General features: G+C 63.9%; 20 protein-coding genes. 9 read left to right on the top strand and 11 right to left on the bottom strand.

Annotated elements, in window-relative coordinates; genetic code table 11:
• Window positions 1–858: 858 nt before the first annotated feature.
• The 6 genes from GUY30_RS08430 to GUY30_RS08405 form a co-directional block, all read right to left on the bottom strand.
• Complete coding sequence (locus GUY30_RS08430; RefSeq protein ID WP_167196132.1) at window positions 859–1260, bottom strand: cytochrome c oxidase subunit 4; 402 nt, start codon at window positions 1258–1260, stop codon at window positions 859–861.
• Window positions 1257–2954, bottom strand: a complete 1698-nt coding sequence (ctaD, locus tag GUY30_RS08425; RefSeq protein ID WP_167196129.1) for an aa3-type cytochrome oxidase subunit I — start codon at window positions 2952–2954, stop codon at window positions 1257–1259. The genes GUY30_RS08430 and ctaD overlap by 4 nt, the downstream gene beginning before the upstream one ends.
• Window positions 2951–3823 (bottom strand): aa3-type cytochrome oxidase subunit II, encoded by an 873-nt coding sequence (ctaC, locus tag GUY30_RS08420; RefSeq protein WP_167196126.1) that lies wholly within the window; start codon window positions 3821–3823, stop codon window positions 2951–2953. The genes ctaD and ctaC overlap by 4 nt, the downstream gene beginning before the upstream one ends.
• Before the next feature lie 110 nt (window positions 3824–3933).
• A complete protein-coding gene (gene aat / locus GUY30_RS08415; RefSeq protein WP_167196122.1) occupies window positions 3934–4611 on the bottom strand; it encodes a leucyl/phenylalanyl-tRNA--protein transferase in 678 nt (225 codons plus the stop codon).
• A gap of 29 nt (window positions 4612–4640) precedes the next feature.
• Window positions 4641–4994 (bottom strand): HesB/IscA family protein, encoded by a 354-nt coding sequence (locus GUY30_RS08410; protein ID WP_025778316.1) that lies wholly within the window; start codon window positions 4992–4994, stop codon window positions 4641–4643.
• A gap of 79 nt (window positions 4995–5073) precedes the next feature.
• The gene (locus GUY30_RS08405; protein ID WP_167196120.1) at window positions 5074–6450 is read right to left on the bottom strand and encodes a dipeptidase; all 1377 of its coding nucleotides are present in this window, start codon (window positions 6448–6450) and stop codon (window positions 5074–5076) included.
• 23 nt (window positions 6451–6473) lie between these two features.
• On the opposite strand from GUY30_RS08405, the gene GUY30_RS08400 reads away from it, so the two are divergent.
• On the top strand, window positions 6474–7085 hold the full coding sequence (locus GUY30_RS08400; protein WP_167196117.1) for a DUF3043 domain-containing protein: 612 nt from the start codon (window positions 6474–6476) through the stop codon (window positions 7083–7085).
• Here the strand turns inward: GUY30_RS08400 and GUY30_RS08395 are convergent.
• A complete protein-coding gene (locus GUY30_RS08395) occupies window positions 7060–8166 on the bottom strand; it encodes a quinone-dependent dihydroorotate dehydrogenase (protein WP_167196114.1) in 1107 nt (368 codons plus the stop codon). The genes GUY30_RS08400 and GUY30_RS08395 overlap by 26 nt on opposite strands.
• Before the next feature lie 122 nt (window positions 8167–8288).
• Here GUY30_RS08395 and GUY30_RS08390 point away from each other — a divergent pair, with 122 nt between their 5' ends.
• The 3 genes from GUY30_RS08390 (at window position 8289) to sucB (ending at window position 13223) form a co-directional block, all read left to right on the top strand.
• A complete protein-coding gene (locus tag GUY30_RS08390) occupies window positions 8289–9764 on the top strand; it encodes a leucyl aminopeptidase (RefSeq protein WP_167196111.1) in 1476 nt (491 codons plus the stop codon).
• A 153-nt stretch (window positions 9765–9917) separates the two neighbouring features.
• Entirely contained in the window at window positions 9918–11306 is a 1389-nt protein-coding gene (lpdA, locus tag GUY30_RS08385; RefSeq protein WP_167196108.1) for a dihydrolipoyl dehydrogenase, read from the top strand.
• A 21-nt stretch (window positions 11307–11327) separates the two neighbouring features.
• Window positions 11328–13223, top strand: a complete 1896-nt coding sequence (gene sucB, locus GUY30_RS08380; protein ID WP_167196104.1) for a 2-oxoglutarate dehydrogenase, E2 component, dihydrolipoamide succinyltransferase — start codon at window positions 11328–11330, stop codon at window positions 13221–13223.
• 61 nt (window positions 13224–13284) lie between these two features.
• Here the strand turns inward: sucB and GUY30_RS08375 are convergent, their stop codons facing one another.
• Window positions 13285–14712, bottom strand: a complete 1428-nt coding sequence (locus tag GUY30_RS08375; protein ID WP_167196101.1) for a hypothetical protein — start codon at window positions 14710–14712, stop codon at window positions 13285–13287.
• 158 nt (window positions 14713–14870) lie between these two features.
• Here GUY30_RS08375 and lipB point away from each other — a divergent pair, with 158 nt between their 5' ends.
• The 3 genes from lipB (at window position 14871) to GUY30_RS08360 (ending at window position 17373) form a co-directional block, all read left to right on the top strand.
• On the top strand, window positions 14871–15509 hold the full coding sequence (gene lipB / locus GUY30_RS08370; RefSeq protein ID WP_167196098.1) for a lipoyl(octanoyl) transferase LipB: 639 nt from the start codon (window positions 14871–14873) through the stop codon (window positions 15507–15509).
• Window positions 15510–15519: 10 nt separating this feature from the next.
• Window positions 15520–16572, top strand: a complete 1053-nt coding sequence (gene lipA, locus GUY30_RS08365) for a lipoyl synthase (RefSeq protein ID WP_167196095.1) — start codon at window positions 15520–15522, stop codon at window positions 16570–16572.
• Window positions 16573–16635: 63 nt separating this feature from the next.
• Window positions 16636–17373: a DUF4191 domain-containing protein gene (locus GUY30_RS08360; RefSeq protein ID WP_167196092.1), complete on the top strand. Its 738-nt coding sequence runs from the start codon at window positions 16636–16638 to the stop codon at window positions 17371–17373.
• 161 nt (window positions 17374–17534) lie between these two features.
• On the opposite strand, the gene GUY30_RS08355 is transcribed toward GUY30_RS08360, so the two are convergent.
• Window positions 17535–17975 carry an RDD family protein gene (locus GUY30_RS08355; protein WP_167196089.1) on the bottom strand — a complete coding sequence of 147 codons (441 nt, stop codon included), beginning with the start codon at window positions 17973–17975 and terminating at the stop codon, window positions 17535–17537.
• Between the two features lie 143 nt (window positions 17976–18118).
• Here GUY30_RS08355 and glnA (GUY30_RS08350) point away from each other — a divergent pair, with 143 nt between their 5' ends.
• On the top strand, window positions 18119–19543 hold the full coding sequence (glnA, locus tag GUY30_RS08350) for a type I glutamate--ammonia ligase (RefSeq protein ID WP_167196086.1): 1425 nt from the start codon (window positions 18119–18121) through the stop codon (window positions 19541–19543).
• Between the two features lie 150 nt (window positions 19544–19693).
• Window positions 19694–21160 (top strand): mycothione reductase, encoded by a 1467-nt coding sequence (locus tag GUY30_RS08345; RefSeq protein WP_167196083.1) that lies wholly within the window; start codon window positions 19694–19696, stop codon window positions 21158–21160.
• Between the two features lie 73 nt (window positions 21161–21233).
• On the opposite strand, the gene GUY30_RS08340 is transcribed toward GUY30_RS08345, so the two are convergent.
• Window positions 21234–24275, bottom strand: coding sequence for a bifunctional [glutamine synthetase] adenylyltransferase/[glutamine synthetase]-adenylyl-L-tyrosine phosphorylase (locus GUY30_RS08340; protein ID WP_167196080.1), 3042 nt, complete (start codon window positions 24273–24275; stop codon window positions 21234–21236).
• Window positions 24275–25633, bottom strand: coding sequence for a type I glutamate--ammonia ligase (glnA, locus tag GUY30_RS08335; RefSeq protein ID WP_167196077.1), 1359 nt, complete (start codon window positions 25631–25633; stop codon window positions 24275–24277). Before glnA (GUY30_RS08335) ends, GUY30_RS08340 begins: the two co-directional genes overlap by 1 nt.
• Window positions 25634–25636 lie beyond the last annotated feature (3 nt).

The raw sequence follows: 25636 nt of genomic DNA, 5'->3' as shown, positions 1-25636 counted from the left end.
CATTCCCATGTGGACCGGATATCGCCTCCGCGAATGAATACACACTGAACGTCCTGAGAACCATTTCCCGCGCCTCAATTCGATCTGGACGACCAACGAGTTCGTCTGCGCCTCTCAACGGCTCCTGAGGGCCTCGCAGGAAGGTTCTGAATGAGCGATTCCCTTCGCCCTGAGGCGCCACTCCACTCCCGGATATTGCCAACCGAAGGAGGTCACACAGACTTCCGTGCGCCTTGGGTCGCTTCTGGGTACGTCCAGGTATGCCTGAATGGGATCAACGGTGGCGGTTCAACGCGTCCAGGGGACGTAAAGCGCCAAGCTTGTCCGATGGTCTCTCAGAGGCTCAAAGGGGCTCAGTCGCCCGTATGCCGAGTGCATCGTTTCCACTCATCCTCTTCGATTATCGACGATGACGTCGGCGCAGAAGCTTCTTTGCAGCGGTGCGATCTGACTGATTGGTACTCAATCGTCTGGAATGGTCACCGAAGAAGGTGATGAGTTCGGAACAAACCAGACCAAAACACCATTCCGACCATGGTTCAGATTCCGTGCGGTAGAAGTGGCTCGTCCGGTGTCCACTAAGTGGGGACACAAGCTGTCAAACAGAGCACATAGGGCCGCCCACGAACAAGTGGATTCCTATGTGCGCCGCAAAGGCGGTGGCAATGTCCGTGCGGCGGGACTACGCCCTGCCCATCTGCTTGGAGAAGCGGAGAACGCCTGTATTAAGCGGAGAATATGCCTGTTTGGGACGGAGAGCGCAGCTTATGAAGTCGAGTGGATCAGCAGTTGAATAGCACTGTGGCCCGGACTCATATCGAGTCCGGGCCACAGTGGTGAGGAAATCAGATCACCGTATCAGTGGGCGAAGTCCCCACGATCGTGTTCGTAGGTGAGACCGACGAGCGCGATGATGCCGAGCACGACACCGAAGGGGAAGATCCACCAACCCATGGCGATTCCGTAGAATGCGACGGCGGCAGCGCCCGCGCTCGCGATCGGCCACCAGCTCCACGGGCTGAACATGCCGTAGTCGGCATCAGCGTCGGAGATCTCAGCATCCTCGTTGTCCTGAGGCTGGCGTCCGACGCGACGATCGGTCAGCCAGAGGTAGACGCCGATCATTCCCGCCATCCCACCGAGGAGCAGCAGCGCGGGGAATCCGACCATCTCGGTGAAGTCGGTGTAGAAGCCGTAGACGACCGCCACTGCGATGAAGAACAGGGCAGAGAAGTTGAAGACGAAGATCGAAGCTCTCATTTGGCTGCTCCTCCTGTCGTCAGCTGTTCCTCATTGGAGTGGCCCGAGTATTCGAGCAGCTCGGGGTGGTTGAGGTCGAAAGCAGGACGTTCGGAACGGATCCGCGGCAGCGAGGTGAAGTTGTGACGCGGGGGCGGGCACGAGGTTGCCCACTCGAGCGATCCTCCGTAGCCCCACGGGTCATCGACCGTGACCTTGGGTGCGTTGCGATGAGTGATCCACACGTTCCAGAAGAACGGAACCATGGACAGACCCAGCAGCAGCGATCCGACCGTCGACACCTGGTTCATCCAGGTGAAGCCGTCCTGCGGCAGGTAGTCGGCGTAACGACGCGGCATGCCGTCGACACCCAGCCAGTGCTGGACGAGGAACGTGCCGTGGAAGCCGATGAAGAGCATCCAGAAGTGGATGTGTCCGAGCTTCTCGTTGAGCATCTTGCCCGTCCACTTCGGCCACCAGAAGTAGAATCCGGCGAACATCGCGAAGACGACCGTGCCGAAGACGACGTAGTGGAAGTGCGCCACGACGAAGTAGGTGTCGGACACCTGCTGGTCGAGAGCGGGGCTGGCCAGGATGACGCCGGTGAGTCCACCGAAGAGGAAGGTGGCGAGGAAGCCGATCGACCACACGATCGGCGTCTCGAACGTGATCGAGCCTCTCCACATCGTGCCGATCCAGTTGAAGAATTTCACACCTGTCGGAATCGCGATGAGCATCGTCATGAAAGCGAAGAACGGCAGTGCGACGACGCCCGTGACGTACATATGGTGGGCCCACACGGTCACCGACAGAGCAGCGATGGCGACCGTCGCGAAGACGAGCTCCTTGTAGCCGAAGACCGGCTTGCGGCTGAACACCGGGAAGATCTCGGTGACGATTCCGAAGAACGGCAACGCAATGACGTAGACCTCCGGGTGACCGAAGAACCAGAACAAGTGCTGCCAGAGTATGGGTCCGCCGTTGCCCGGACTGAACACATGAGAGCCGAGGACACGGTCGGAACCGAGGACCAGCAGCGCAGCAGCCAGGGGCTGGAAGGCCATGAGCACGAGGATACCGGTGACCAGAACGTTCCAGGTGAAGATCGGCATGCGGAACATGGTCATGCCCGGCGCACGCATGGTGATCACAGTGGTGATGAAGTTGACGGAGCCGAGGATTGTTCCGAAGCCCTGCAGAGCGAGTCCGAGGACCCAGAGGTTTCCTCCGGCGCCAGGTGTGAACGTCGTATTGCTCAATGGCGCGTAGGCCGTCCAACCGAAGGATGCCGCACCCTGCGGGGTGAGGAATCCGGAGATGGCCACGAGGCTGCCGAAGAGGTACATCCAGAATGCGAAGGCATTGAGGCGGGGGAACGCCACATCCGGCGCACCGATCTGCAACGGCATGATGACGTTGGCGAAGCCGGCGAACAGCGGGGTGGCGAACATCAGCAGCATCAATGTGCCGTGCATGGTGAACAGCTGGTTGTACTGTTCCTTCGTCTCGATGATCTGCATGCCGGGCTCGAAGAGCTCGAGGCGGATGATGAGCGCCATCACGCCGCCGACGCAGAAGAAGAAGAACGAGCCGATGAGGTACATATACCCGATCGTCTTGTGGTCCGTCGACGTGATCCAGTCGACGATGATCTTGCCCTTGCTCCGTGGAACTACTGGAGCGTCAAGAGCCGCCTGATCCATCGTGGCGGTCATTTCTCAGCACCTTCTTTCGGGTACCAGTTGCGGTCGTACTCCGGTCCCAGCTGGCCTGTGTTGCCCTGATCGGCAAGCGACTGCGTGTACTCCTGGAATTCTTCCTTGGACACGACTTTGACGTTGAAGAGCATCTCCGAGTGGTACTCACCGCAGAGCTCGGCACACTTGCCGACGTATTCGCCTTCCTTCTCGGCACGCAGATGCAGGCTCTGATCGTGACCGGGGATCATGTCCCGCTTCTCGAGGAAGGCGGGGACCCAGAAGGAGTGGAGGACGTCGCGGGAGTGCAGGCGGATCTCGAGGTCGGTGTCGACCGGGAGGTAGAGCACGGGAGCGGTCTCCTCCGGCTCTTCGGTGCCGTCGAGCGCAACCTGAGTGCCGGCGTAGTAGACGTTCTCGGTCTCGTAGTTGAAGTCCCAGGCCCACTGCTTGGCAGCGACCTCGATGACCTGTTCGCCGGGGGTCGTGTCATCCGTCGTCTTCTCCATGACCTGGACGTTCTGGAAGAAGAACCCGAGGACGAGGACGACCGGAGTCACGGTGAAGAGGATTTCGATCGGCATGCTGTAGCGCATCTGCACCGGCAGGCCGCGATCGTGCTTACGGCGGCGGTAGGCGACCATGGCCCAGAGGATGAGACCCCAGACGATGAGGCCCACGATGAGGAGGGCGATCCATCCGCCGTTCCACAGCGCTGTATAGGCATCCGTGTGGTTCGTCGCGCCTTGCGATTCGACGGGAAAAAATCCTGTGGCGATCTGCTCTTTCGTGCAACCCGATAGCAACGCCGGTATCAACACGGCGCTCAGAATGCCGAGCCGCTTCGCCCAGGACCGCTGCGGTCCTGACTGATTCGGAGAATCCACGTGCAGCCTTTCACAACGTTCTGCGTCTCCAGGTCAGGCCGAGAGACGGGTACTTACTCTGTCACCCATAAGACTACCGCTACACGCGGTAGAAATTCACCCGCAGGTGTTCATTTGTTGAGAATATCCTGACAGATGCGGCCCCTGAGCGCGGAATCTAGGTGCGCAGAGTACTCGAGGCCGCTGATCTCCGACACGCCGAGGGTCGAGAGATGTGATGTCTGCCACTGCGTATCGATGAGCCAGTCCCCCGGCTTCGTGCCCTCATCCGCCGAGGCGGTCCGGCTCTCTCCGCTGACGACGTCGATGCCGTCGAAGAGTCCGACGAGGTGGGCCAGCGCCGCCTTCGACGCGTCACGCTGAGTGTGGAACATCGATTCGCCGGCGAAGAATGATCCGATGGCGACTCCGTAGAGTCCGCCGACCAGCTCGTCGTCGTTCCAGACCTCCACCGAATGAGCCCAACCGTCGTCGTGGAGGCCCTGATAGAGCTCGATCATCTCCTCGGTGATCCAGCTGCCTGTGCGCCGTGGATCGGCGCAGGAGCGGATGACGTGTCTGAAGGCTCGGTCGGTGGTGAAGGTGAAGTGCTTCATCGATTTGCGCAGGCTCTTCGTCACGCGCAAGTCACCGGGAAACAGGACCCCGCGGCGGCGGGGAGCCCACCAACCCATCCGACCGGTCCCGCCGTGGCCGACTCCCATCGGGAAGAGACCGGCCCGATACGACAAAAGGACCTGGGACTGCGTGGCCGTATACGACACGGCACGCAGATCTTCCAGGTCCATGAGAAGCGGTCCTCCTCAGCCGAGGCTGATCAGTGGAACGAATCTCCGCAGGCGCAGGAGCCGCCGGCGTTGGGGTTGTCGATGGTGAAGCCCTGCTTCTCGATGGTGTCGGAGAAGTCGATGGTCGAACCACTGAGGTAGGGAACGCTCATCCGGTCGACGATGACCTCGACGCCGTCGAAGTCGCGCACTGCGTCTCCGTCGAGGAAGCGCTCATCGAAGTAGAGCTGATAGATCAGTCCGGAGCATCCGCCGGGTTGGACAGCCACACGCAGGCGCAGGTCGTCACGACCTTCCTGTTCCAGCAGGCTGCGGACCTTGTCGGCAGCGGTCGACGACAGCTCCACCTCGTGGGTGGCTTCGGCTTTTTCGGTCACAGTCATGGTTACTCCTTTTCGCGTTCCTGTCCCCAGGCTACACCGGTGACAACATCGGTGCCCGGCAAGCTATTCCCCGTTCGTGTCATCGAATGTCCCCGAGGCGCTGCAGCAGCAGCGCTTCGGCGACGATCGCGGCCCTGAAATCGGGCAGGTAGAGAGATTCGTTGGCGCTGTGGGCCCTGGCGTCGGGGTCTTCGACACCCGTGACGAGGATCGACGCGCCGGGGAAGACGTCGAGCAGATCGGCGATGAAGGGGATCGATCCGCCGATGCCCATCGTCACCGACTCGGTTCCCCAGGCATCGGTGAGTGCCTGCCGAGCGGTCTGGACCACGGGGTCGCTCTCATCGGCCTGCCAGGGGCTGCCACCCTCGGTCTCACCGATGCTCAGCTGCGCGCCGAAGGGCAGATTCGCCCGCAGATGCTCCTCGACGGCGCGGACCGCCGAGACGGGGGTGTCCCCGGGTGCGAGTCGGATGGAGAGCTTGGCCTTCAGGGAGGACTGCAGGGTGTTCGACGAGACCGCCACATCCGGGATGTCGAGGCCGATGACGGTGATCGACGGCTGGGTCCACAGCCGGGAGGCCAGGGTGCCCGCGCCGATGAGTTCGGTGTCCGGGAGCACTCCGGAATCGGTGCGCAGAGTCGCCTCGTCGTAGTCGATGTCCGTCTCAGTACTCGAGTGCAGCCCGGCGACCGCGACGGAGCCGTTGTCATCGTGGAGTGTGGCCAGCAGCTTCGTCATCGCGAGCATCGCGTCCGGTGCCACTCCCCCGTACATTCCCGAATGTACGGCATGGTCGAGGGTGGAGACCTCGAATTCGACGGCGCACATTCCGCGCAGGCTCGTTGTCAGCGCCGGCGTTCCCGCGGCCCAGTTGCCGGAGTCTGCGACGACGATGACATCGGCGCGCAGCCGGTCCCGGTAGGCCTCGAGGAAGTTGCGGAAGCTCGGGCTGCCGGCTTCCTCCTCGCCTTCGAAGAAGAGGGTCACACCGACGCCGAGGCGGTCGGCCAGCAGCCGCAGAGCCGTGAGGTGGACCATGATTCCGGCCTTGTCGTCGGCGGCTCCCCGGCCGAAGAGCCGATCACCCTTGCGGGTGGCGACGAACGGCTCGGTATCCCAATCCTCGGCGCGTCCGGGCGGCTGGACGTCGTGGTGGGCGTAGAGGAGGACGGTTGGGGCACCTTCGGGTGCCGGCACCGAGGCGACGACGGCCGGGTAGCCCGGGGTTCCGTCGGGCTGGTCCGCACTGAGGATGTCGACGTCGAGGCCGAGGTTGCGCGCCAAGCCGGCGACCGCCTCGGCGCTGGCCGTGACATTCGCGGCGTCGAAGCTCGGCCAGGCAACGGACGGGATGGCCACGAGATCGGTGAGATTGCCGAGGACCTCGTCGAAGATGGAGTCCAGTTCGGCATGCAATTGTGCACTGTCAAGTGCTGAAGTCGATTCGCTCATTCTCCAAAGGTAGTATTCATCTCGTGTTCGGAAGCAAAAAATCTCGCGCGGAAGACGAAACCTCCGCCTCTCAGCCTGCCCATGATGACCTCTCCGCAGAAGCCGACGCCCGGCGCGATGCGGAGGCGAAGAAGGGCCGGCCCACACCCAAGCGCAGCCAACAGGAGTCTGCGCGCCGCCAGCCCCTGGTGAACAAGGATCGCAAGGTTGCGAACAAAAAGGCCAAGGAGCAGATTCGGCAGGACCGTGATCGCGCGCGCATCGGAATGATGAACGGTGAGGAGAAGTACCTCACCCGCCGTGACAAGGGACCTCAGCGCCGGTACATCCGGGATTACATCGATGCCCGTTTCTCGATCGGCGAGATCTTCATCCCCGCCGCGATCCTCATCCTCGTCATCGCGTTCACCCAGCCGGTGCAGATCCAGCAGTACTTCACCTATGCTGTCTGGGGTCTCATTGCGCTTATCGTGCTCGACGGATTCGTGCTCAACTACATCCTGAAGAACCGTCTGCGCAACAAGTTCGGTGAAGTCGAACGCGGAATCACCTTCTATGCGGTCATGCGCAGCATCCAGCTGCGTCCGCTGCGCATGCCCAAGCCTCAGGTCAAGAGGCGTCAGTACCCCGAGTGAGCAGTCGGCTCGACTCGAGGCCGCGGACGATGCGGCCCGGGAAGAACGGACCGGAGTAGATCATCTCCGAATAGACCTGAACCAGATCGGCGCCCGCGGCCACTCGTGCCCGGGCGTCTTTCGCGTCTGCGACTCCCCCGACGGAGATGACCGTGAGCTCGTCGCCCACGTGCCTCTTCACCAGACGCAGCACCTCGAGTGAGCGTTCGGCCACAGGGCGTCCGGAGATCCCTCCGGCCTGACCTGCGGCGAAGTCCGCCTCGGCGCCGGTGAGCACGGACCGGTCGATCGTCGTATTCGTCGTGATGAGTCCGTCGACGCCGGTGCGCAGAGCCAACTCGCAGATCTCGACCACATCCTCGTCGGCCAGATCCGGAGCGATCTTGACCAGCAGGGGCACATGTCCCAGCGTCGAGCGCGGACTGTCCACCACCTCGGCGGCCGTGTCGCGGACTGCCGTGATGATCGGCGCCAGGCTGCTCGCGGACTGCAGATCACGCAGACCCGGGGTGTTCGGTGAACTGACATTGATCACGAGGTAGTCGGCCAAGGGAGCCAGCGCACGAGTCGAGGCCGCGTAGTCGGCCACCGCGTCGGTCGCCTCGACGACCTTCGTCTTTCCGATGTTGATGCCCACGATCGGACGCAGACTCTGCGGGAGGGCGTCGATCTTCGCACGTTCGGTCGTGATGTTGAACGATGCCTGCCGGGCACCATCGTTGTTGAACCCCATCCGATTGAGCAGGGCGAGGTTCTTCCGCAGACGGAACAGCCGCGGGCGATCATTGCCCGGCTGCGCATGGGCGGTGATCGTTCCGACCTCGATATGGCCGAAGCCCAACGACGACAGCGCGCGGACCCCGACGCCGTTCTTGTCGAACCCGGCGGCCAGACCGACGCGATTGGCGAAGGGCAGGCCCATCACCTCGACGGGCCGGACGGTGCCGCGGGCGCAGACGAAGCGGAGCAGACGTCCGAGCAGGGGAATGGAGTCAAGGAGCCGCAGGGCGGTGAACGAGAGGTGATGGGCCCGTTCGGCATCCATCGGAACGAAGAGAAGTCTGAAGATCAATGAGTACACGGAGTCAAGAATATGTCAGAGTCCCTCGGCGCTTCAGCAGGCGCCGGCTTCACCGCTTCAGCACGCGCACGTCTTAGGCATTAGGATCGAATCAACGTTCAAAGACGACTGAAAGGGAACTCATGGCTGGTGCATCCACCCTCAGCAGCTACTCCACGACCTCACCGGTGAAGGCCACCGCCTCCGTACTGGTGCTGGCGGCAGCGGATTCGACGGTCCTCGGGCTCGAAGGCGCGAAGGCGGCGAAGACCGCCCTCGACGATGCGGCTCGGGCCATCGGGTTCAGCGGAAAGGCCGGTTCCACCGCCCGTGTTCCCGCTCCGAAGGGTGTCACAGCCGACTCCGTCCTGTTGGTCGGGCTCGGCGATTTCGATGCCGACGACTCCGATATCGCTGCGAAGGCCGAAGCGCTGCGCCGAGGTGCAGGTGCGGCACTGCGCGCCCTGGACGCAGTTGACTCGATCGCTCTGGCCCTGCCTGCCGTCACTGCGGCCGAGGTCGAAGCGGTCACTGTGGGTGCCGGACTCGGAGCGTACCGATTCCTCGACTACCGCAGCGAAGGCAAGACGTCGGGTGAGATCACCGTCATCGGCCCCAAGGGCAAGACCTTCGCTGCCGCCCATGACGCCGGAGAAGTCATCGCGGCCGCGACGAACAGAGCTCGCGACCTCGTCAACACTCCCCCGCTCGATCTCTACCCCGAGTCCTATGCCGAGATCGTCAAGGATCAGGCCAAGGAACGCAAACTCAAGGTCACCGTCCTCGGTGAGAAGGAGCTCAAGGCCGGCGGCTACGGCGGAATCATCGGCGTCGGCCAAGGGTCGACTCGCGGACCTCGGCTGGTCAAGGTCGAATACGCACCGCGCGGAGCCAAGCGTCATCTCAGCTTCGTCGGCAAGGGCATCACCTTCGACTCCGGCGGCATCTCACTCAAGCCCGCGAAGAGCATGGAGGACATGAAGTCCGATATGGCCGGTTCCGCGGCCGTTGTGCAGGCGCTGTTCGGCATCGCCGACCTCAAACTGCCGGTGCGCGTCACCGCATGGCTGCCGATGGCCGAGAACATGCCCGGATCCTCGGCGCAAAGGCCCAGTGATGTGCTCACGATGCGCAGCGGCAAGACCGTCGAGGTCACGAACACCGATGCCGAGGGCCGCCTCGTCCTCGCCGATGCGCTCACCGACGCCGGGGCCGAGAATCCGGACCTGCTCATCGATGTGGCCACTCTCACCGGTGCTCAGATCGTCGCTCTCGGCGAACGCACCTCCGGTGTCATGGGTTCGGAAGCCGCACGGGCTGAGGTCATCGCCTCGGCGTCCGTGGCCGGTGAGGAGATGTGGGCGATGCCGATCCCCGAGGAGATGCTCTCCGGATTCGACTCCACTGCCGCCGATCTCACGAACTCGGGACCGCGTCCCGGCGGCATGCTCGCCGCAGCCGCATTCCTGCGGGAATTCGTCGGCGAGGATGCGAACTGGGCGCATATCGATATCGCCGGACCGAGCTTCAACGGGTCCGCGCCTTTCGGCTACACACCGAAGGCGGCGACCGGAGCTGCGGTTCGCACGCTCATCGAAATCGCGAAGGCGAAGGCCTGAGGACGATGGTTCTACACGCTGTCGAGGTGAACGTGATGATGCCCACCTGTGTCCAATCAGACAGCGTTTTTCTTCGCCCCGCGCAAGAAAAGTGGAAAGATAAGACTGAAAGCTGCGTACTGCAGGCTTATTCACAGCTACGAGGAGAAATCCGTGAGTGACGAATTGACCTACGACCTTGTCGTTCTGGGCGGCGGAACCGGTGGCTATGCCGCTGCTCTGCGAGCCGCTGAACTCGACATGAAAGTCGCTTTGATCGAACGCGACAAGGTGGGAGGCACCTGCCTGCACCGTGGCTGCGTGCCGACGAAGGCTCTTCTGCACGCCGCAGAAGTCGCCGACACCGCCAAGAACTCCGAGACCTTCGGCATCGAAGCCGAGTTCAAGGGGATCGACATCGCCAAGGTGCTCGAGTACAAGGACGGGGTCATCACCCGCAACTACAAGGGTCTGCAGGGTCTGGTCAAGGCTCGCGGAATCGACACCTACTTCGGCACCGGCAAGCTCGTCGGCAAGGACACCGTCGAGGTCACCGGCGAAGACGGCAACCACACCGTCAAGGGCACGAACGTTCTGCTCTCGACCGGTTCGACGTCGAAGACCATCGGACTCGAGATCACCGACCGCGTGATCACGAGCACCGAGGCTCTGCAGCTCGACAAGGTCCCCGGCTCGGCCATCGTGCTCGGCGGCGGCGTCATCGGCGTCGAGTTCGCCAGCGTCTGGAACTCCTTCGGAGCCGACGTCACGATCGTCGAAGGCCTCAAGCACCTCGTGGCCAACGAGGACGAGACCATCTCGAAGAACCTCGAGCGCGCGTTCAAGAAGCGCAAGATCAAGTTCAAGCTCGGCGTCATGTTCAAGGGCGTCGAAGAGACCGCTGACGGTGTCAAGGTCACCCTCGAGGACGGTTCGACGCTCGAAGCGGAGTACCTCCTCGTGGCCGTCGGCCGCGGCCCGGTCACCGAGGGCTTCGGATTCGAAGAGCAGGGCATCCCGATGGATCGCGGATTCGTCCTGGCCAACGAGCGCCTGCACACCGGCGTCGGCAACATCTACGCCTGCGGCGATATCGTTCCCGGACTCCAGCTAGCTCACCGGGCATTCGGTCAGGGCATCTTCATCGCCGAGGAGATCGCCGGGCTGTCACCGGCTCCCGTCGTGGAATCGGGCATCCCACGCGTGACGTACTGCGAGCCGGAGATCTTCTCCGTCGGACTCTCCTCTGCTCAGGCCGAAGAGAAGTACGGCAAGGATCAGGTCGAAGCACTCGAGTACAACCTCGGCGGCAACGGCAAGTCCGTGATCCTGGACACCACTGGCCTCATCAAGGTCATCCGTGAGAAGGACGGCCCGGTCGTGGGCGTCCACGGAATCGGTGCGCGTCTGTCCGAGCAGGCCGGTGAAGCTCAGCTCATCGTCAATTGGGAAGCATTCCCCGAGGAAGTCGCGCAGCTCATCCACGCGCACCCCACGCAGAACGAAGCTCTCGGCGAGGCCCACCTGGCCCTGGCCGGAAAACCCCTGCACTTCCACTCATAAGATCCGAGGAGACGAAAACTCATGTCGAATTCCGTTCAGATGCCGGCTCTCGGCGAGTCGGTCACCGAGGGCACTGTCACTCGCTGGCTCAAGGAAGTGGGCGAAGAAGTCGAGGTAGACGAGCCATTGCTCGAGGTGTCGACCGATAAGGTCGACACGGAGATCCCCAGCCCGTACGCAGGCACGCTCGAGAAGATCCTCGCCGAAGAAGACGACGTGGTCGAGGTCGGCGGCGACCTCGCCTACATCGGCGACGGCAGCGGTGCCTCCTCCGAGGACGAGGCACCGGCCGAGGCGCCTGCTGAGGAGCCCGCCGAAGAGCCTGCAGGGGCACCGGCCGAAGAAGCTCCCACCGAAGAGGCACCGGCAGCCGAGGAGGCACCCGCGGAGGAATCCGCTCCTGCCTCTTCGGATTCCGGTTCGTCCGAAGGCACCGAAATCACAATGCCCGCACTCGGCGAGTCCGTCACCGAAGGCACCGTGACCCGCTGGCTCAAGGAAGTCGGCGAAGAGATCGAGGTCGACGAACCGCTCCTCGAGGTCTCGACCGACAAGGTCGACACCGAGGTCCCCTCCCCCGTCGCCGGAGTCGTTCAGGCTCACCTGGCGGAAGAGGACGACACCGTCGAGGTCGGCGCGCCGCTGGCCCGCATCGGCTCCGGTGCCCCGACCGAATCCGCACCGGCTGAGGAAGCACCGAAGGAAGAGGCTCCCGCTCAGGAGGCTCCGAAGCAGGAAGCTCCCAAGCAGGAGGCACCCGCTGAGGAAGCTCCCAAGCAGGAGGCACCCGCTGAGGAAGCTCCCAAGCAGGAGGCACCCGCTGAGGAAGCTCCCAAGCAGGAAGCACCGAAGCAGGAATCAGCTCCCAAGCCCGCCGTGACAGAATCGGCGCAGTCCGCTTCGGCCGCGCAGGCCGAGGAGCCGGTGGATGCCGCCTCGCCGGCCCCTGCCGCAGCCGACACCGTGGGCGAGAACGCCGCCTACGTCACTCCCCTCGTGCGCCGTCTGGCTCGCGAGAAGGGTGTCGACCTTTCGCAGGTCACCGGCACCGGAGTGGGCGGTCGCATCCGCAAACAGGATGTCGAGACGGCCGCGAAGAACGGCCCTGCCGCCGCACCGGCTGCTCAGGCCGGCGCGCCGACCGGAGCTCCCAAGGCTCCGTTCAAGGTCGAGATCCCCGAGGAAGTCGCGAAGCTGCGCGGCACCACGGAGAAGGCTTCGCGCATCCGCCAGACCATCGCCAAGCGCATGAGCGAGTCCCTCGATGTCTCCGCTCAGCTCACGCAGGTCATCGAAGTGGACATGTCTCGTGTCGTGAAGCTGCGCAAGGCCAACAAGGAAGCGTTCCAGGCCAAGCACGGTTCCAAGCTGACCTACCTGCCGTTCTTCGCGAAGGCCATCGTCGAGGCGCTGCAGGTGCACCCGAAGGTCAACGCCCAGTACGATCTCGAGACGCAGCAGATCACCTACTTCGATCATGAGCACCTGGCTGTCGCGGTCGACACTCCGCGCGGACTGCTCGTGCCCGTGATCAAGGATGCCGGTGACCTGAGCGTCGCAGGTCTGTCGAAGGCCATCGACGATGTCGCTGACCGGACCCGCAACAACAAGATCATGCCGGACGAGCTCTCGGGCGGAACCTTCACGGTGACGAACATCGGTTCCGTCGGTGCGCTGTTCGACACACCGATCATCAACCAGCCGCAGATGGGCATCATCGGCACGGGTGCGATCGTGCGTCGTCCCATCGCCGTGCAGACGGCCGATGGCGACGAGGCGATCGCCATCCGTGACATGGTGTACCTGCCGTTGACCTACAACCACCAGCTGGTCGACGGCGCGGATGCAGGACGCTTCCTGCAGACCATCAAGGCACGTCTGGAAGAAGGCAACTTCGAGGCCGATCTCGACCTCTGAGCCTGACTCTTCCGCACACCTTTCGAGGGGCCGACCATTCGTGGTCGGCCCCTCGGGGCATTCACGGCATTGCGACCTCGCGGACCTCTGCGACAAGCCATCGTTCCCCGACCCTCTGCAGCTCGAACTCGACCGATTGCGCAGCGAACTCCTGCAGAGCATCACCGCTGCCCGCGCTCGAATGCATGAGCGCCGCGGCGACCACCCGGTCAGAGTCGGTCGCGACGATCTTCACGTCCTCGACGTCGATCGAATAGTCCGAGTCCGCATACGCGGCAGGATCGATGAGCTCATCCGCTGCAGCCGCGGCGGATTCGGGCACCGTCAGTGCCTGCAGAGCCGCGGAATCGCCGTGGCTGAGAGCCCTTGCTCGCGACTCACACAGCTGTTCGAGGACGCCGGTGACGTCCTCGACATCCATCGCTGCAGTCGGCTCGGGCGACGAGTCCGCTGCCTGGCCGGATGAGGCCTCCCCGCCCCTCACAGCTGCCGTATTCGACCATGAGGTCCAGACGACGATTCCGCCGAAAAGCGTCAGACACACGGCGACGCTGATGAGCAGGGTGCTGCGGCCGAAGAGCCGTGGCCGCCCACGGTCTCGGTCCCGGCTCCGGATCCGAGACCACCGCGACTCCACGGCACTGAGCACCGTCGTCCACGGATGGCGTCGCCCGTCCGATCGCCTCCGTTCCCGTCTCGAGTGGCGCGAGTTCTTCGCGACAGCACGCAGCGGGGACACTCCCCTGCCGCGCAGAGGCGGAGCCGGTGTGCCGAGCGTCGACCCGTGGCCCTCACTCGAGTCGCGGTTCGGTCTGAGTCCGGATGCCGCGCGCAGTCGGGCTGTGAGCGCCGATTCCGGTGCGGTTTCGCTCTCGGCCGGGACAAGCGGCAGTGCAGCGGGACGGTCGAGGGTACGGAGGGAATCGGCCGCCTCGGCGAGGGCGGTGCTCAAACCGACATCGGACGCAGCTTCGTCGAGAAGTTCGGCGACGAGCGTTCGCAGAGCCGTCGACGATTCGGTCAGCGCGAGATCGACGGGCAGCAGCACCTCGGCCCACGGGCGCCCGTACACGGCGTGGTAGATCATCTCTCCCACTGCTCGGCGCGAGGTCGTCACCGGCGCTGCCCGGACACCGGGGATGATCACCGGCCGACCGTCCGCGTCGAGCGCGAACGCGGACAGAGTGAGCCGATCCTCCGGGCGCGTGCACGTTCGCAGCTGCTCGATGATGCCGAGGAACAGGGTGCACAGCTCGGCCTCGGTCAGTCCCTGATATGCGCGGACGACGTCGAGTACGAGCCCGCCGGGCGATGCGGGGACGACGAGAACGGAACGGGCACCAGTGGGAAGAGCCACCTCGGTGAGGGCAAGGACGCGGGGATCATCGGCATCGAAATCATTGTGGACGACGCCCCACGCGCTCCGACCTTCGGAATCGACGATCCGGTGGATATCGTCAGCGATCGTTACTTGGAACTCCCATGTCATCGTTCGTCATCTCCATTGATGATGTTTCATGTCGTTTGAAGATGTTCAATCATTCTCTCTGCAGTGGTTGTGTGTCAAGGGCCACAGCCTCGGTGGCGGTCGCCAGATGTGATTGGAAACAAATTGAACACTGGGGTGAAGAGTCATAGTGTGGAGCCATGCCCCTGGCCACAGAAACGCTCGGGTTCGCCCCAGTCCTCTCGGACTATCGGCAGACTTGGGAATTGCAGAAGAGATATCACGAAGAAGTGCTCGCCGGTGATCGTCGATCGACGATCCTGCTCCTCGAGCATTCGCCGGTCTATACGGCCGGGAAGCGCACCGAGGACTTCGAGCGGCCGACTGACGGCACCGACGTCATCGACGTCGACCGCGGCGGGAAGATCACCTGGCACGGTCCCGGGCAGCTTGTTGCGTACTGCATCTACAAGCTCAACGACCCCAAAGAGGTGCGGCTCTTCGTGTCCCAGCTCGAAGACGCGATGATCCGGCTGCTCTCCGAATACGAGATCGAAGCGACCACGATCGAGGGCCGCGCCGGTGTCTGGCTGGAAGGCGACGAACTCCGTCGCGACCGCAAGATCGGCGCAATCGGCATCCGCATCCACGAAGGCGTGACGATGCACGGGTTGGCCCTGAACTGCAGCAACGACCTCGGCGCCTATGAATCGATCATCCCCTGTGGGATCACCGACGCCGACACCACGTCCATCAGTGCCGAACTCGGGCGCACCGTCACTCCTGAGGATGTGGCGCAGCGCCTCGACGCCATCCTGCACGAGACCATCAACGCATAGGAGAACTCAGATGACGATCGCACCAGAGGGCCGCCGCATGCTCCGCGTCGAAGCCCGCAACTCCGAGACTCCGATCGAGGACAAGCCGGCCTGGATCAAGGCGAAGGCGCATATCGGTCCCGAGTACACCGCACTGAAGTCGCTCGTGCGCAAGCAGGAGCTGCACACGGTCTGCGAAGAGGCCGGCTGCCCGAACATCTTCGAATGCTGGGAGGACCGCGAAGCGACCTTCCTCATCGGCGGCGAACAGTGCACCCGGCGCTGTGACTTCTGCCAGATCGACACCGGCCGACCGGCCGAATTCGATGCTGACGAGCCTCGCCGTGTGGCCGCCTCGGTGGCGGAGATGGGTCTGCGCTACTCGACGATCACCGGCGTGGCCCGCGACGACCTCGAAGACGGCGGCGCCTGGCTCTATGCCGAGACGGTGCGTCAGATCCACGACCTTTCCTACGTCGACGGGCGCGGCACCGGTGTCGAGCTGCTCATCCCGGATTTCAACGCCAAACCGGACCAGCTGGCCGAGGTCTTCTCCTCCCGCCCCGAGGTGCTCGCGCACAATGTCGAGACGGTTCCGCGCATCTTCAAGCGGATCCGCCCTGCGTTCCGCTACGAGCGGTCGCTGTCGGTGATCACCCAGGCCCGCGAGTCCGGTCTGGTGACGAAGTCGAACCTCATCCTCGGGATGGGCGAGACGAACGACGAGATCATCTCCGCACTGCAGGACCTGCACGATGCCGGCTGCGACCTCATCACGATCACGCAGTACCTCCGCCCGTCTCCCCGTCACCATCCCGTCACCCGCTGGGTGAAGCCCGCCGACTTCGTCATGCTGCGCGATGCGGCCGAGGAGATCGGCTTCCTCGGCGTCATGTCGGGCCCGCTGGTGCGTTCGTCGTACCGTGCCGGTCGCCTGTGGGCCACCGCCATGCGCCGCCGCGGCGAGGAGATTCCCTCGCATCTGGCGCACCTGGACAAGCACACGCCCGCCAAACAGGAGGCGCAGGCCGTTGTGGATACCTTCGGCCCCGGCGAAGAGGTAGACTTGACTGCTGAGCAATGAGCGTCGGCCTCCTCCTGATTGCCGGAGGCGACGCCGCAACGCCCCTCAAGAGCAAGTGAGAGAATGAGCGAAGAACCGCGTAAGGGACTCTTCCGGCGCAAGCCGAAAGATCCGAACAAGAAGCCCGGCCGTCTGGCGCAGATGCGTCAGGTCTATGAGCTGTCGTCCAAACACAACAAGGCGACCCCGTGGCTGTTGGCTGCGGCCGTGCTCGGCTGCACGATCATCGGCCTCCTCATCGGTCTGCTCATCGGCGGCACCACCGCGATCTTCACGACCATCCTCGGCTTCATGGTCGGTCTGCTGCTGGGCATGTTCATGCTCGGACGCTTCGCCGAGACCGCCGCATTCGCTCAGATGGACGGACAGCCCGGAGCCTTCGGTGCCGTCCTCAACACCGCTCGTCGCGGATACCTCATGGACGAGAAGCCAATCGCCGTCGACCCGAAGAGCCGGGACCTCGTGTTCCGCTCGACCGGTCGTGCCGGTGTCGTCCTGCTCAGCGAAGGACCGAAGGGCCGCAGCGCGAAGCTGCTGGCCAAGGAGAAGAAGCGTCACGAGCGCATCCTCCCCAACGTCCCGGTCCACACCTTCCAGGGCGGCAAGGAAGAGGGCCAGCTGGCGATGAAGCAGGTCGTCCCGGCAGTGCAGAAGCTGCCGCGCAAGCTCAACCGCGCCGAGGTCCTGGCCGTGCGCAATCGTCTGGCCGCTCTGGGAACGCAGGGTTCGCGCCCGCCGATCCCGAAGGGCATCGACCCGAACAAGGCCCGCCCGAACCACAAGGCCATGCGCGGACGCTGATCCACAGGTTCCCTGCTTAGGGTAAACGAAAGCGGCGCCGACTCACTCCGAGTCGGCGCCGCTTCCGTGTCCCCACCTATCTATCCCCAATTACTACCTGACGGCGGCCCAGATACCTCGCGCGAGGTTGCTGGGCCGCCGTCAGGTAGTAATAGAGGGGGTCAGCGGCGGAGGATTACTGTTCCGGCAGCGAGGTCGTGGACACCGCGGTTGTCGCGGTTGAAGATGAGCGCCGGAATGACGAGCACCACGAGAACGGCGCGAATGAGCGACTTGAGGAGCCCCGGCACATGGCCGTCGAGGCGTCGGACTTCGATGCCGAAGAGGCGATGCCCCACCGAATAGCCGAGCGCGCCCACGAGCACGAAATTCTCGAGAGCGAAGATGGCGGGTGCGAGGATCGGATTCGCCGGATCGATGAGATTGGCGATCGCCAGGCACATCAGCCAGTCGACAAGCAGAGCGAGGATGCGCTTCCACGCCGGGGCCAGAGAATGCGAGCCGTTGACAGGCAGACCCAGCCGCTTTCCCGGCCAGTCGTCTTCTTCCCTGTCGAACCGGGGTCCTTCGAGCCAGGAACCAAGGTCGTCACGATTGATCACTCCCCCAGCCTACGAAATCCGGCCTGAGTGGATCCTCAGGAAACATGCCCGAAACATGGGCGACATCACCACTTCATTCTTCGGCGACTAAGATTGACCGTGGTCACAACAAACGGCCACCGTACACGAACTAGGAGACCTAAGTGTTCTCGTCTGCTGAAGAACTCGTCAACTTCATCTCGGACAACGACGTCAGATTCGTCGATGTCCGTTTCTGCGACCTGCCCGGTGTGGTCCAGCACTTCAACCTCCCCGCCGCCGCATACGGCACCGAGGAGATCACCGAAGGTCTGCTCTTCGACGGGTCCTCCATCACAGGCTTCCAGGGCATCCACGAATCCGATATGAAGCTGCTGGCCGATGTCAACTCCGCATACATCGACCCCTTCCGTGAGGCCAAGACACTGGTCGTCACGCACTCGATCGTCGATCCGTTCACCGATGAACCCTACTCGCGCGATCCCCGACAGGTCGCAGCCAAGGCCGAGGCCTACCTCGAGTCCACCGGCATCGCCGACACCGTCTTCTTCGGAGCCGAGGCCGAGTTCTACCTCTTCGACTCCATCCGCTACGAGAACACTCCCGGCAGCAGTTTCTACAAGATCGGCTCGCAGGAAGCAGCATGGGACACGGGCACTGATGAGCCCGGCGGAAACCAGGGCTACAAGACCCCCTTCAAGGGCGGCTACTTCCCGGTCTCCCCGCAGGATCAGTATGCCGACATCCGCGACCAGATGTCGCTGACGCTCGAGCAGATCGGCTTCGAGATGGAGCGGGCGCACCATGAGGTCGGCACCGCCGGTCAGCAGGAGATCAACTACAAGTTCAAGACCCTCCAGCATGCCGGCGATCAGCTGCTCGACTTCAAGTACGTCATCAAGAACACCGCCTTCGAGCTCGGCAAGTCCGCGACCTTCATGCCCAAGCCGCTCTTCGACGACAACGGCTCGGGAATGCACTGCCACCAGTCGCTGTGGAAGAACGGCGAGCCCCTGTTCTACGACGAGAACGGCTACGGCGGACTCTCCGACCTGGCCCGCTGGTACATCGGCGGACTCATCGAGCACGCCGGCGCGGTGCTGGCGTTCACGAACCCGACGATCAACTCCTACCGTCGCCTCGTGCCCGGTTATGAGGCCCCGGTCAACCTCGTGTACTCCGCCCGCAACCGTTCGGCCGCGATCCGCATCCCTGTAACGGGATCCTCGCCGAAGGCCAAGCGACTCGAGTTCCGTGTTCCGGACCCCTCATCGAACCCCTACCTCGCCTTCTCGGCCCAGCTGATGGCCGGACTCGACGGCATCCGCAACCGCATCGAACCGCCGGAGCCCATCGACAAGGACCTCTACGAACTCCCGCCCGAGGAGGCCAAGGACATCAAGCTCGTTCCCGGCACCCTCGACGAGGCGCTCCTCGAGCTCGAGAAGGACCACGACTTCCTCACCGCCGGCGATGTGTTCACTCCCGACCTCATCGAGACGTGGATCCGCATCAAGCGTGAGAACGAACTCGACGTCGCTCGCCTGCGTCCGACACCGACGGAGTTCGAGCTGTACTACGCACTCTGATCGGCGTTGATCGCGGATCCCAAACGAACTGAGATCCCGCAGCCGAGTGGAATAGAGTGAGGGCGTCACGGGTTATCACCCGTGGCGCCCTTTCGGCTCTGCGGTCGCCCACGCGGCCGGTCGGATCACGCACCATCGGAAGGATGGACTTTGACGCACTATGACCTGCTGCTCATCGGCACCGGTTCGGGAAATATGTTCCTCGACAAGCGATTCGCGGGACTGAAGACCGCCATCGCAGAGGAATGGCACTTCGGCGGCACCTGCCTCAACGTCGGATGCATCCCGACGAAAATGTTCGTCTATCCCGCCACCCTGGCCGAGCAGGCCACCCAGGCCGATCGCTACAACCTGACCCCGACCCACCCGAAGGTCGACTGGGCCGGACTCCAGGAGCGCATCTTCTCCCGCATCGACGCCATCGAATCCGGAGGACGCGAGTACCGCAGCAGCGACCGCCAACCCAACGTCACCGTCGTCCCCGAACACGTTCACTTCACCGGCGAGAAAACCGTGGCCACCGCCTCCGGTGAGGAAATCACCGCCGATCGCATCGTCATCGCAGCCGGCGCCCACCCCGTCATCCCCGACATCGACGGACTCGACACCGCCCGCATCGACACCGCCGAGTACCCTGTCTTCACCTCGAACACCGTGATGCGCCGCGCCGATCAGCCGCAGCGCCTGGTCATCATCGGCTCCGGGATCGTCGCCATGGAATTCGCCCATGTCTTCGCCGCCCTCGGCACCGAGGTGACCGTCCTGGCCCGCGGCCCACGTCTCCTGGGCAATATCGACGAGGAGGTCGCCGACGAGTTCACCCGGATCTTCGACTCCGCCCACACCGTGGTCCATGGGGCTCAGGCCAAGCAGATCGACATCGCCGACGGAGAGGTCACAGTGACCCTCGCACCCAGCGGGCGCCTCGCCGAGGCGGACCTGCCGGAGTCGATCACCGCCGACGGTGTGCTCGTGGCCACGGGAAGGGTCCCCAACACCGCCGAACTCGATGTCGAGGCCGCCGGTCTCGACATCACCGGTGGGAAGCGCCTGTCCGTGGACGAATACCAACGAGTCCTCTCCGCCGGACAGCCGGTGCCGGGAATGTTCGCTCTCGGAGACATCTCCTCACCGCACCAGCTCAAGCACGTCGCCAACCACGAAGCGAAGGTCGTCGGCCGCAACCTCGCCGCCGATGTCGCGGCAGGCGCGCCGGGCAGTGCACTGGCCGATGACCTCACCGTCGTCAACCATCATGCCGTTCCCGGCGCTGTGTTCTCCTCCCCTCAGGTCGCCTATGTGGGCATGACCGAGGCGCAGGCCGCGGAGGCCGGACATGACGTCACTGTCAAGGTGCAGAAGTTCTCCGATGTCGCCTACGGCTGGGCGATGGCCGATGATCCGGGAATCGTGAAGATCATCGCCGATCGCAGCTCCAGGCACATCCTCGGCGCGCATATCGTCGGCCACGAAGCCTCGATGCTCATCCAACCTCTCATCCAGGCCATGGCCTTCGGCCAGAAGGCCGACGAGATGGCCACCGGGCAGTATTGGATCCACCCGGCTCTGCCCGAGGTGATCGAGAATGCCCTGCTCGGGCTCGAATTCGCCGACTGACCCGTCGACCGAAATCTGACTCAGCTGGCGCCCGGGGGAATTCTCACCTCGGCGATCTGCCGCAGCCAGTGCCTCAGAAGTCGTAGAAGCGGTGCTCCATCACGGACCGTGCGTGCCTGGTGGTACGCAGGTAATCGTCTTCGAGGTCATGGGCCGCCCCTGCCGGATAGCCGAGCAGACGGGCCGTGGCCTCGAGTTCGGTGTGATCGGTCGGCAGCGATTCGGCGGTGCGACCGCGGAAGAGCATCACGGCCGAACGCACATCGGTGGCCAGCTGCCATGCCGCCGCCAGCTGTTCGGCATCCTCGGCGGGCAGCAGATCTTCGTTCGAGGCGACTTTGAGTGCCGGCAGAGTCGAAGTCGTACGCAGACCTTCCAGGCGATGCCCGTGTTGGAGCTGGAGGAGCTGGACGGTCCATTCGACATCGGAGAGGCTGCCTCGACCGAGTTTGAGATGTCGACGCTTATCGGCACTGCGCGGCAGACGTTCATCTTCCATCCGGGCCTTGAGCGTGCGCACCTGCGTCAGCGCCTTCTGCGGCATCTCCACGGGATAGCGCAGCGGATCGATGAGTGCCAGGTAATCGGCGATGAGTCCCTCGTCGCCTGCCACCGGACGTGCCCGGAGGAGTGCCTGTGCCTCCCACGGTTGGGACCATTTCGCATAGTAGGCCTGGTAGGACGAGAAGCTGCGCACCAACGGTCCGTTCTTGCCCTCCGGACGCAGATCCGCGTCGAGGTCGACGCCCTGAGCACCTTCGCTCGCCTTGAGGCGCGTTGACAGTTGGAGGGCCACCTTCGTCACATGTTTGCTCAGCTTCCCACGCGTTTCGGCGTCGAGGTCGTCGGCAATGGGACGGTAGACGAACATCGCATCCGCGTCGGAGAAGTAGCCGATCTCCCGTCCGCCCCAGCGGCCCATCGCGATGATCCCGAATTCGTAGTCCGGAGTCTCTGGCCCGTCCAAGTCGGTTCGGACCGCCTCCAGGGCACCGCGGACCGCCAGGTCCATGAGATCGGAGAGATCGCCGGGTATCTCGGCCCGGTCTCCGACATCGAGGACGTCGCGCAGAGCGATGCGCAGCAGCTCACGGCTGTAGGTCTCACGGATCGGAGTGACCGCGTCGGCCCCGTGGCGACGGAGCAGTCCGTCCACCTCGGCGTTGAGGATCTCCAGGTCACGGGCCTCGAGGTTCTCATAGCGATCCAGCCAGGCGACAGCCGCGGGCTGACGCAGCAGAAGCTCCGTCGCGTACCCGGACAGGGAGAGCACTTCGGCGACCGACTTCGCGGCCAGACCGGAGTCCCGGAGCATCTTGAGGAACCACCCGGACGATGACAGCGATTCGCTGAGCCGTCGGAAGGCCAGCAGCGCTCGGTCGGGTTCGACACCATCGGAGAACCAGTCGAGCAGGGCAGGAAGCACCTGCTTGATGACCATGGCCGTGCGCGACATCCCCGTGGTCAGGGCCTTGATATGGCCCAATGCTCCTTGCGGGTCCACATATCCGAAGGCCTGGAGACGGTCGGCGGCCGCCTGGAGACTCGTTCCCCGTTTCTGCGCATCCACGACGGCACCATGGATGCCGACGGCCGCCTCGAGGATGGGACGATAGAAGATCTGCTCGTGAAGGCGGGTGACCTGTTTCGCATAGTCACGGCGCGCCTCTTCGAGGCGGTCGCCGGTCCGGGAACCGGAGCGGAAGACGGAACGCGCCAGCATCCGCAGCTTGCCCTCATCGTCGGGGATGAGCGCGTTGCGCATCATCCTCGGGATCTGCACTCGGTGTTCGACGACGCGCATGAACCGGTATGCGGCGGAGAAGACGGCGGCATCCTGTTGGCCGATATAGCCGTGTTCTCCCAACTCACCAAGAGCGACGAGGGTGTTCGGAGTCCGGATGTCCTCATCATTGCGTCCATGGACGAGCTGGAGCATCTGTGCGGAGAATTCGACGTCCCGCAGTCCGCCGCGACCCAGTTTGATCTGGCGTGGGGCCTCCACAGCCGGGATGAGGTCGACGACGCGTCGGCGCATCGCCCGGATCCCGTCGATGAAGCCCGGCCGGCTGGCCGCCTTCCAGACCAAGGGCAGAAGGGATTCGGAGAACGCCTCCCCCACCTCCACGTCACCGGCGACGGGTCGGGCTTTGAGGAGGGCCTGGAACTCCCAGTTCTCGGCGATATCGGCGTAATAGTGTTCGAACTCCGAGAGCGTGCGCACGAGCGCTCCGGCTTTGCCCTCGGGACGCAGCGCCGTGTCGACCTCCCACAGCGCGGGCTCGCCGCCGGCGTCGGAGAGGATGCTGCGCATGCGTTGGGCAAGGTCGGTCGCCAGATTCCTGGCTCCATCGGTCTCGGCGGAGTCGAGGACGAAGACGACGTCGACGTCGGAGACATAGTTGAGTTCGCGTGCTCCGGTCTTGCCCAGGGCGATGACCGCAAGACGGATGTCGGCCGCCTCTTCGATCTCCGCCCGCGCAATGGCCAGGGCCGCATCGAGCGCGGCTGCGGCCAGGTCGGACAGGACGGCCATGACATGGTCGACGATCTCGTCCGGGGATTCCGCCGACAGGTCGTCGGCGACGAGGCGAAGCACAGCGTCTCGGTAGTTCCGTCGCAGCGTCTTGACGCCTTCATCTCCGGTCACGGTGGCACGCGGAGCCGGGTCGTCGGGGTCCGCACCGAGGACCGTGAGCATCTCAGCACGCAGTGACACCGCCGAGGCGGCTGGTGTGGAGATCAGCAGGAACGGGTCCGGAGCGAGCAGCAGAGGGAGGGAATCGGGGTGCCGGACAAGGTGGTCGACCATCGCTTCCGAGGTGCCGACCACCGCGAGCAGGCGCGCCAGGAGCGGACGGTTGAGTTCATCCTCGGCGAGGTCGCCGTTGTTTCCCGACCTCACCGCGTCCAGCAGCGCAGGTGATTCCTCCCCTGCTGCCTCGACCACGCGCAGCAGACCCAGCGCCGCCCCGTGCGGGTCAGGCACGGCCATGAGCAGGTCGACGAACCGCGAGTCGGTGGCCAATGGCTGTCCGAGAAGCTCGTCGACCTCACGGAGGAATCGAGCCGTCGCATCCGGGATGCTGGTGGTGCGAGAGGTGATCGCTGCCATCACATCGAGGTGAAATGCTTGGCGAGTTCGTAGGGAGTCACCTGGGCACGGTAGTCGGTCCATTCCTGTCGCTTATTGCGCAGGAAGAAGTCGAACACCTCCTCGCCCAGGGTCTCTGCGACGAGGTCCGAGCCTTCCATCAGCTCAAGGGCATGGGACAGGCTGCGCGGCAGCGCTTCGATGCCCATCGCCCGACGTTCGGTGGACGAGAGCAGCCAGACGTTGTCCTCGGCTTCCTCGGGCAGTTCGTAGCCCTCTTCGATCCCTTTGAGTCCCGCCGCGAGCATGAGCGCATAGGACAGGTAGGGGTTCGCAGCGGAGTCCAGTGCACGGTATTCGACACGGGCGGATGAGGACTTGCCGGAGTTGTACTGCGGGACCCGCACGAGAGCGGAACGGTTGCGGTGGCCCCACGAGATGTAGGACGGGGCTTCGTGGCCCGTCCACAGCCGCTTATACGAGTTCACGTGCTGGTTGGTCACCGCGGAGATCTCGGCGGCGTGGGTGAGCAGCCCGGCAATGAACTGGCGACCGGTCCTCGACAGTTGATATTCGGCACCGGGCTCGAAGAAAGCATTGTTCTCGCCCTCGAACAGGGAGACGTGCGTGTGCATCCCGTTGCCCGGGTGCTCGGCCATCGGCTTGGGCATGAATGAGGCGTAGACACCTTGGGAGATCGCGACCTCTTTGATGACCGACCGGAACGTCATGACGTTGTCGGCCATCGTCAGGGCGTCGGCATAGCGCAGATCGATCTCGTTCTGACCGGGTCCGGCCTCGTGGTGGGAGAACTCCACCGACAGTCCCATGGCTTCGAGCATGGTGACGGCTTCGCGGCGGAAGTCATTGGCCGTTCCGCCGTTGACATGGTCGAAGTAGCCGGCCGTGTCGACGGGCATCGGCGCGGTGCCGTCGCTGATCCCGGAGACCGGATCGAGATTGTCGGTCTTGAACAGGTAGAACTCGATCTCAGGATGCACATAGAAGGTGAAGCCGCGTTCGGCGGCTTTCGCCAGAGTGCGTTTGAGGACGTTGCGCGGGTCAGCCGGTGCCGGTTCTCCCCCGGGAACGTGGATGTCGCAGAACATCCTCCCGGTCGGTTCGGTCTCCCCGCGCCAGGGCAGCAGAGAGAATGTCGAGGGGTCGGGTTTGAGGACCATATCGGCCTCGAACACTCGCGACAGTCCCTCGACTGCCGAACCGTCGAACCCGATGCCTTCGGAGAAGGCACCTTCGAGTTCGGCGGGGACGATGGCCACGGACTTCAACTGTCCGAGGACATCGGTGAACCAGAGTCGGATGAATCGCACTTCACGATCCTCGACGGTCCTGAGAACGAATTCCTCCTGACGCGACATCAG

This window comes from Brevibacterium pigmentatum (assembly GCF_011617465.1).
In the GTDB taxonomy this organism is placed as follows: Bacteria; Actinomycetota; Actinomycetes; order Actinomycetales; family Brevibacteriaceae; genus Brevibacterium; species Brevibacterium pigmentatum.
The sequence above is the reverse complement of the archived record's forward strand: the minus strand, read 5'-3'. Positions and strand labels throughout refer to the sequence as shown.

Bases quoted from the DNA above. Each gene is read 5' to 3' on its own strand.
- GUY30_RS08340 (WP_167196080.1), bottom strand. From the start codon at position 24,275: ATGGCAGCGATCACCTCTCGCACCACCAGCATCCCGGATGCGACGGCT.
- GUY30_RS08430 (WP_167196132.1), bottom strand. From the start codon at position 1,260: ATGAGAGCTTCGATCTTCGTCTTCAACTTCTCTGCCCTGTTCTTCATC.
- lipA (WP_167196095.1), top strand. From the start codon at position 15,520: ATGACGATCGCACCAGAGGGCCGCCGCATGCTCCGCGTCGAAGCCCGC.
- sucB (WP_167196104.1), top strand. From the start codon at position 11,328: ATGTCGAATTCCGTTCAGATGCCGGCTCTCGGCGAGTCGGTCACCGAG.
- GUY30_RS08405 (WP_167196120.1), bottom strand. From the start codon at position 6,450: ATGAGCGAATCGACTTCAGCACTTGACAGTGCACAATTGCATGCCGAA.
- ctaD (WP_167196129.1), bottom strand. From the start codon at position 2,954: ATGACCGCCACGATGGATCAGGCGGCTCTTGACGCTCCAGTAGTTCCA.
- GUY30_RS08410 (WP_025778316.1), bottom strand. From the start codon at position 4,994: ATGACTGTGACCGAAAAAGCCGAAGCCACCCACGAGGTGGAGCTGTCG.
- GUY30_RS08360 (WP_167196092.1), top strand. From the start codon at position 16,636: ATGAGCGAAGAACCGCGTAAGGGACTCTTCCGGCGCAAGCCGAAAGAT.
- lipB (WP_167196098.1), top strand. From the start codon at position 14,871: ATGCCCCTGGCCACAGAAACGCTCGGGTTCGCCCCAGTCCTCTCGGAC.
- glnA (WP_167196077.1), bottom strand. From the start codon at position 25,633: ATGTCGCGTCAGGAGGAATTCGTTCTCAGGACCGTCGAGGATCGTGAA.
- aat (WP_167196122.1), bottom strand. From the start codon at position 4,611: ATGGACCTGGAAGATCTGCGTGCCGTGTCGTATACGGCCACGCAGTCC.
- GUY30_RS08390 (WP_167196111.1), top strand. From the start codon at position 8,289: ATGGCTGGTGCATCCACCCTCAGCAGCTACTCCACGACCTCACCGGTG.
- GUY30_RS08375 (WP_167196101.1), bottom strand. From the start codon at position 14,712: ATGACATGGGAGTTCCAAGTAACGATCGCTGACGATATCCACCGGATC.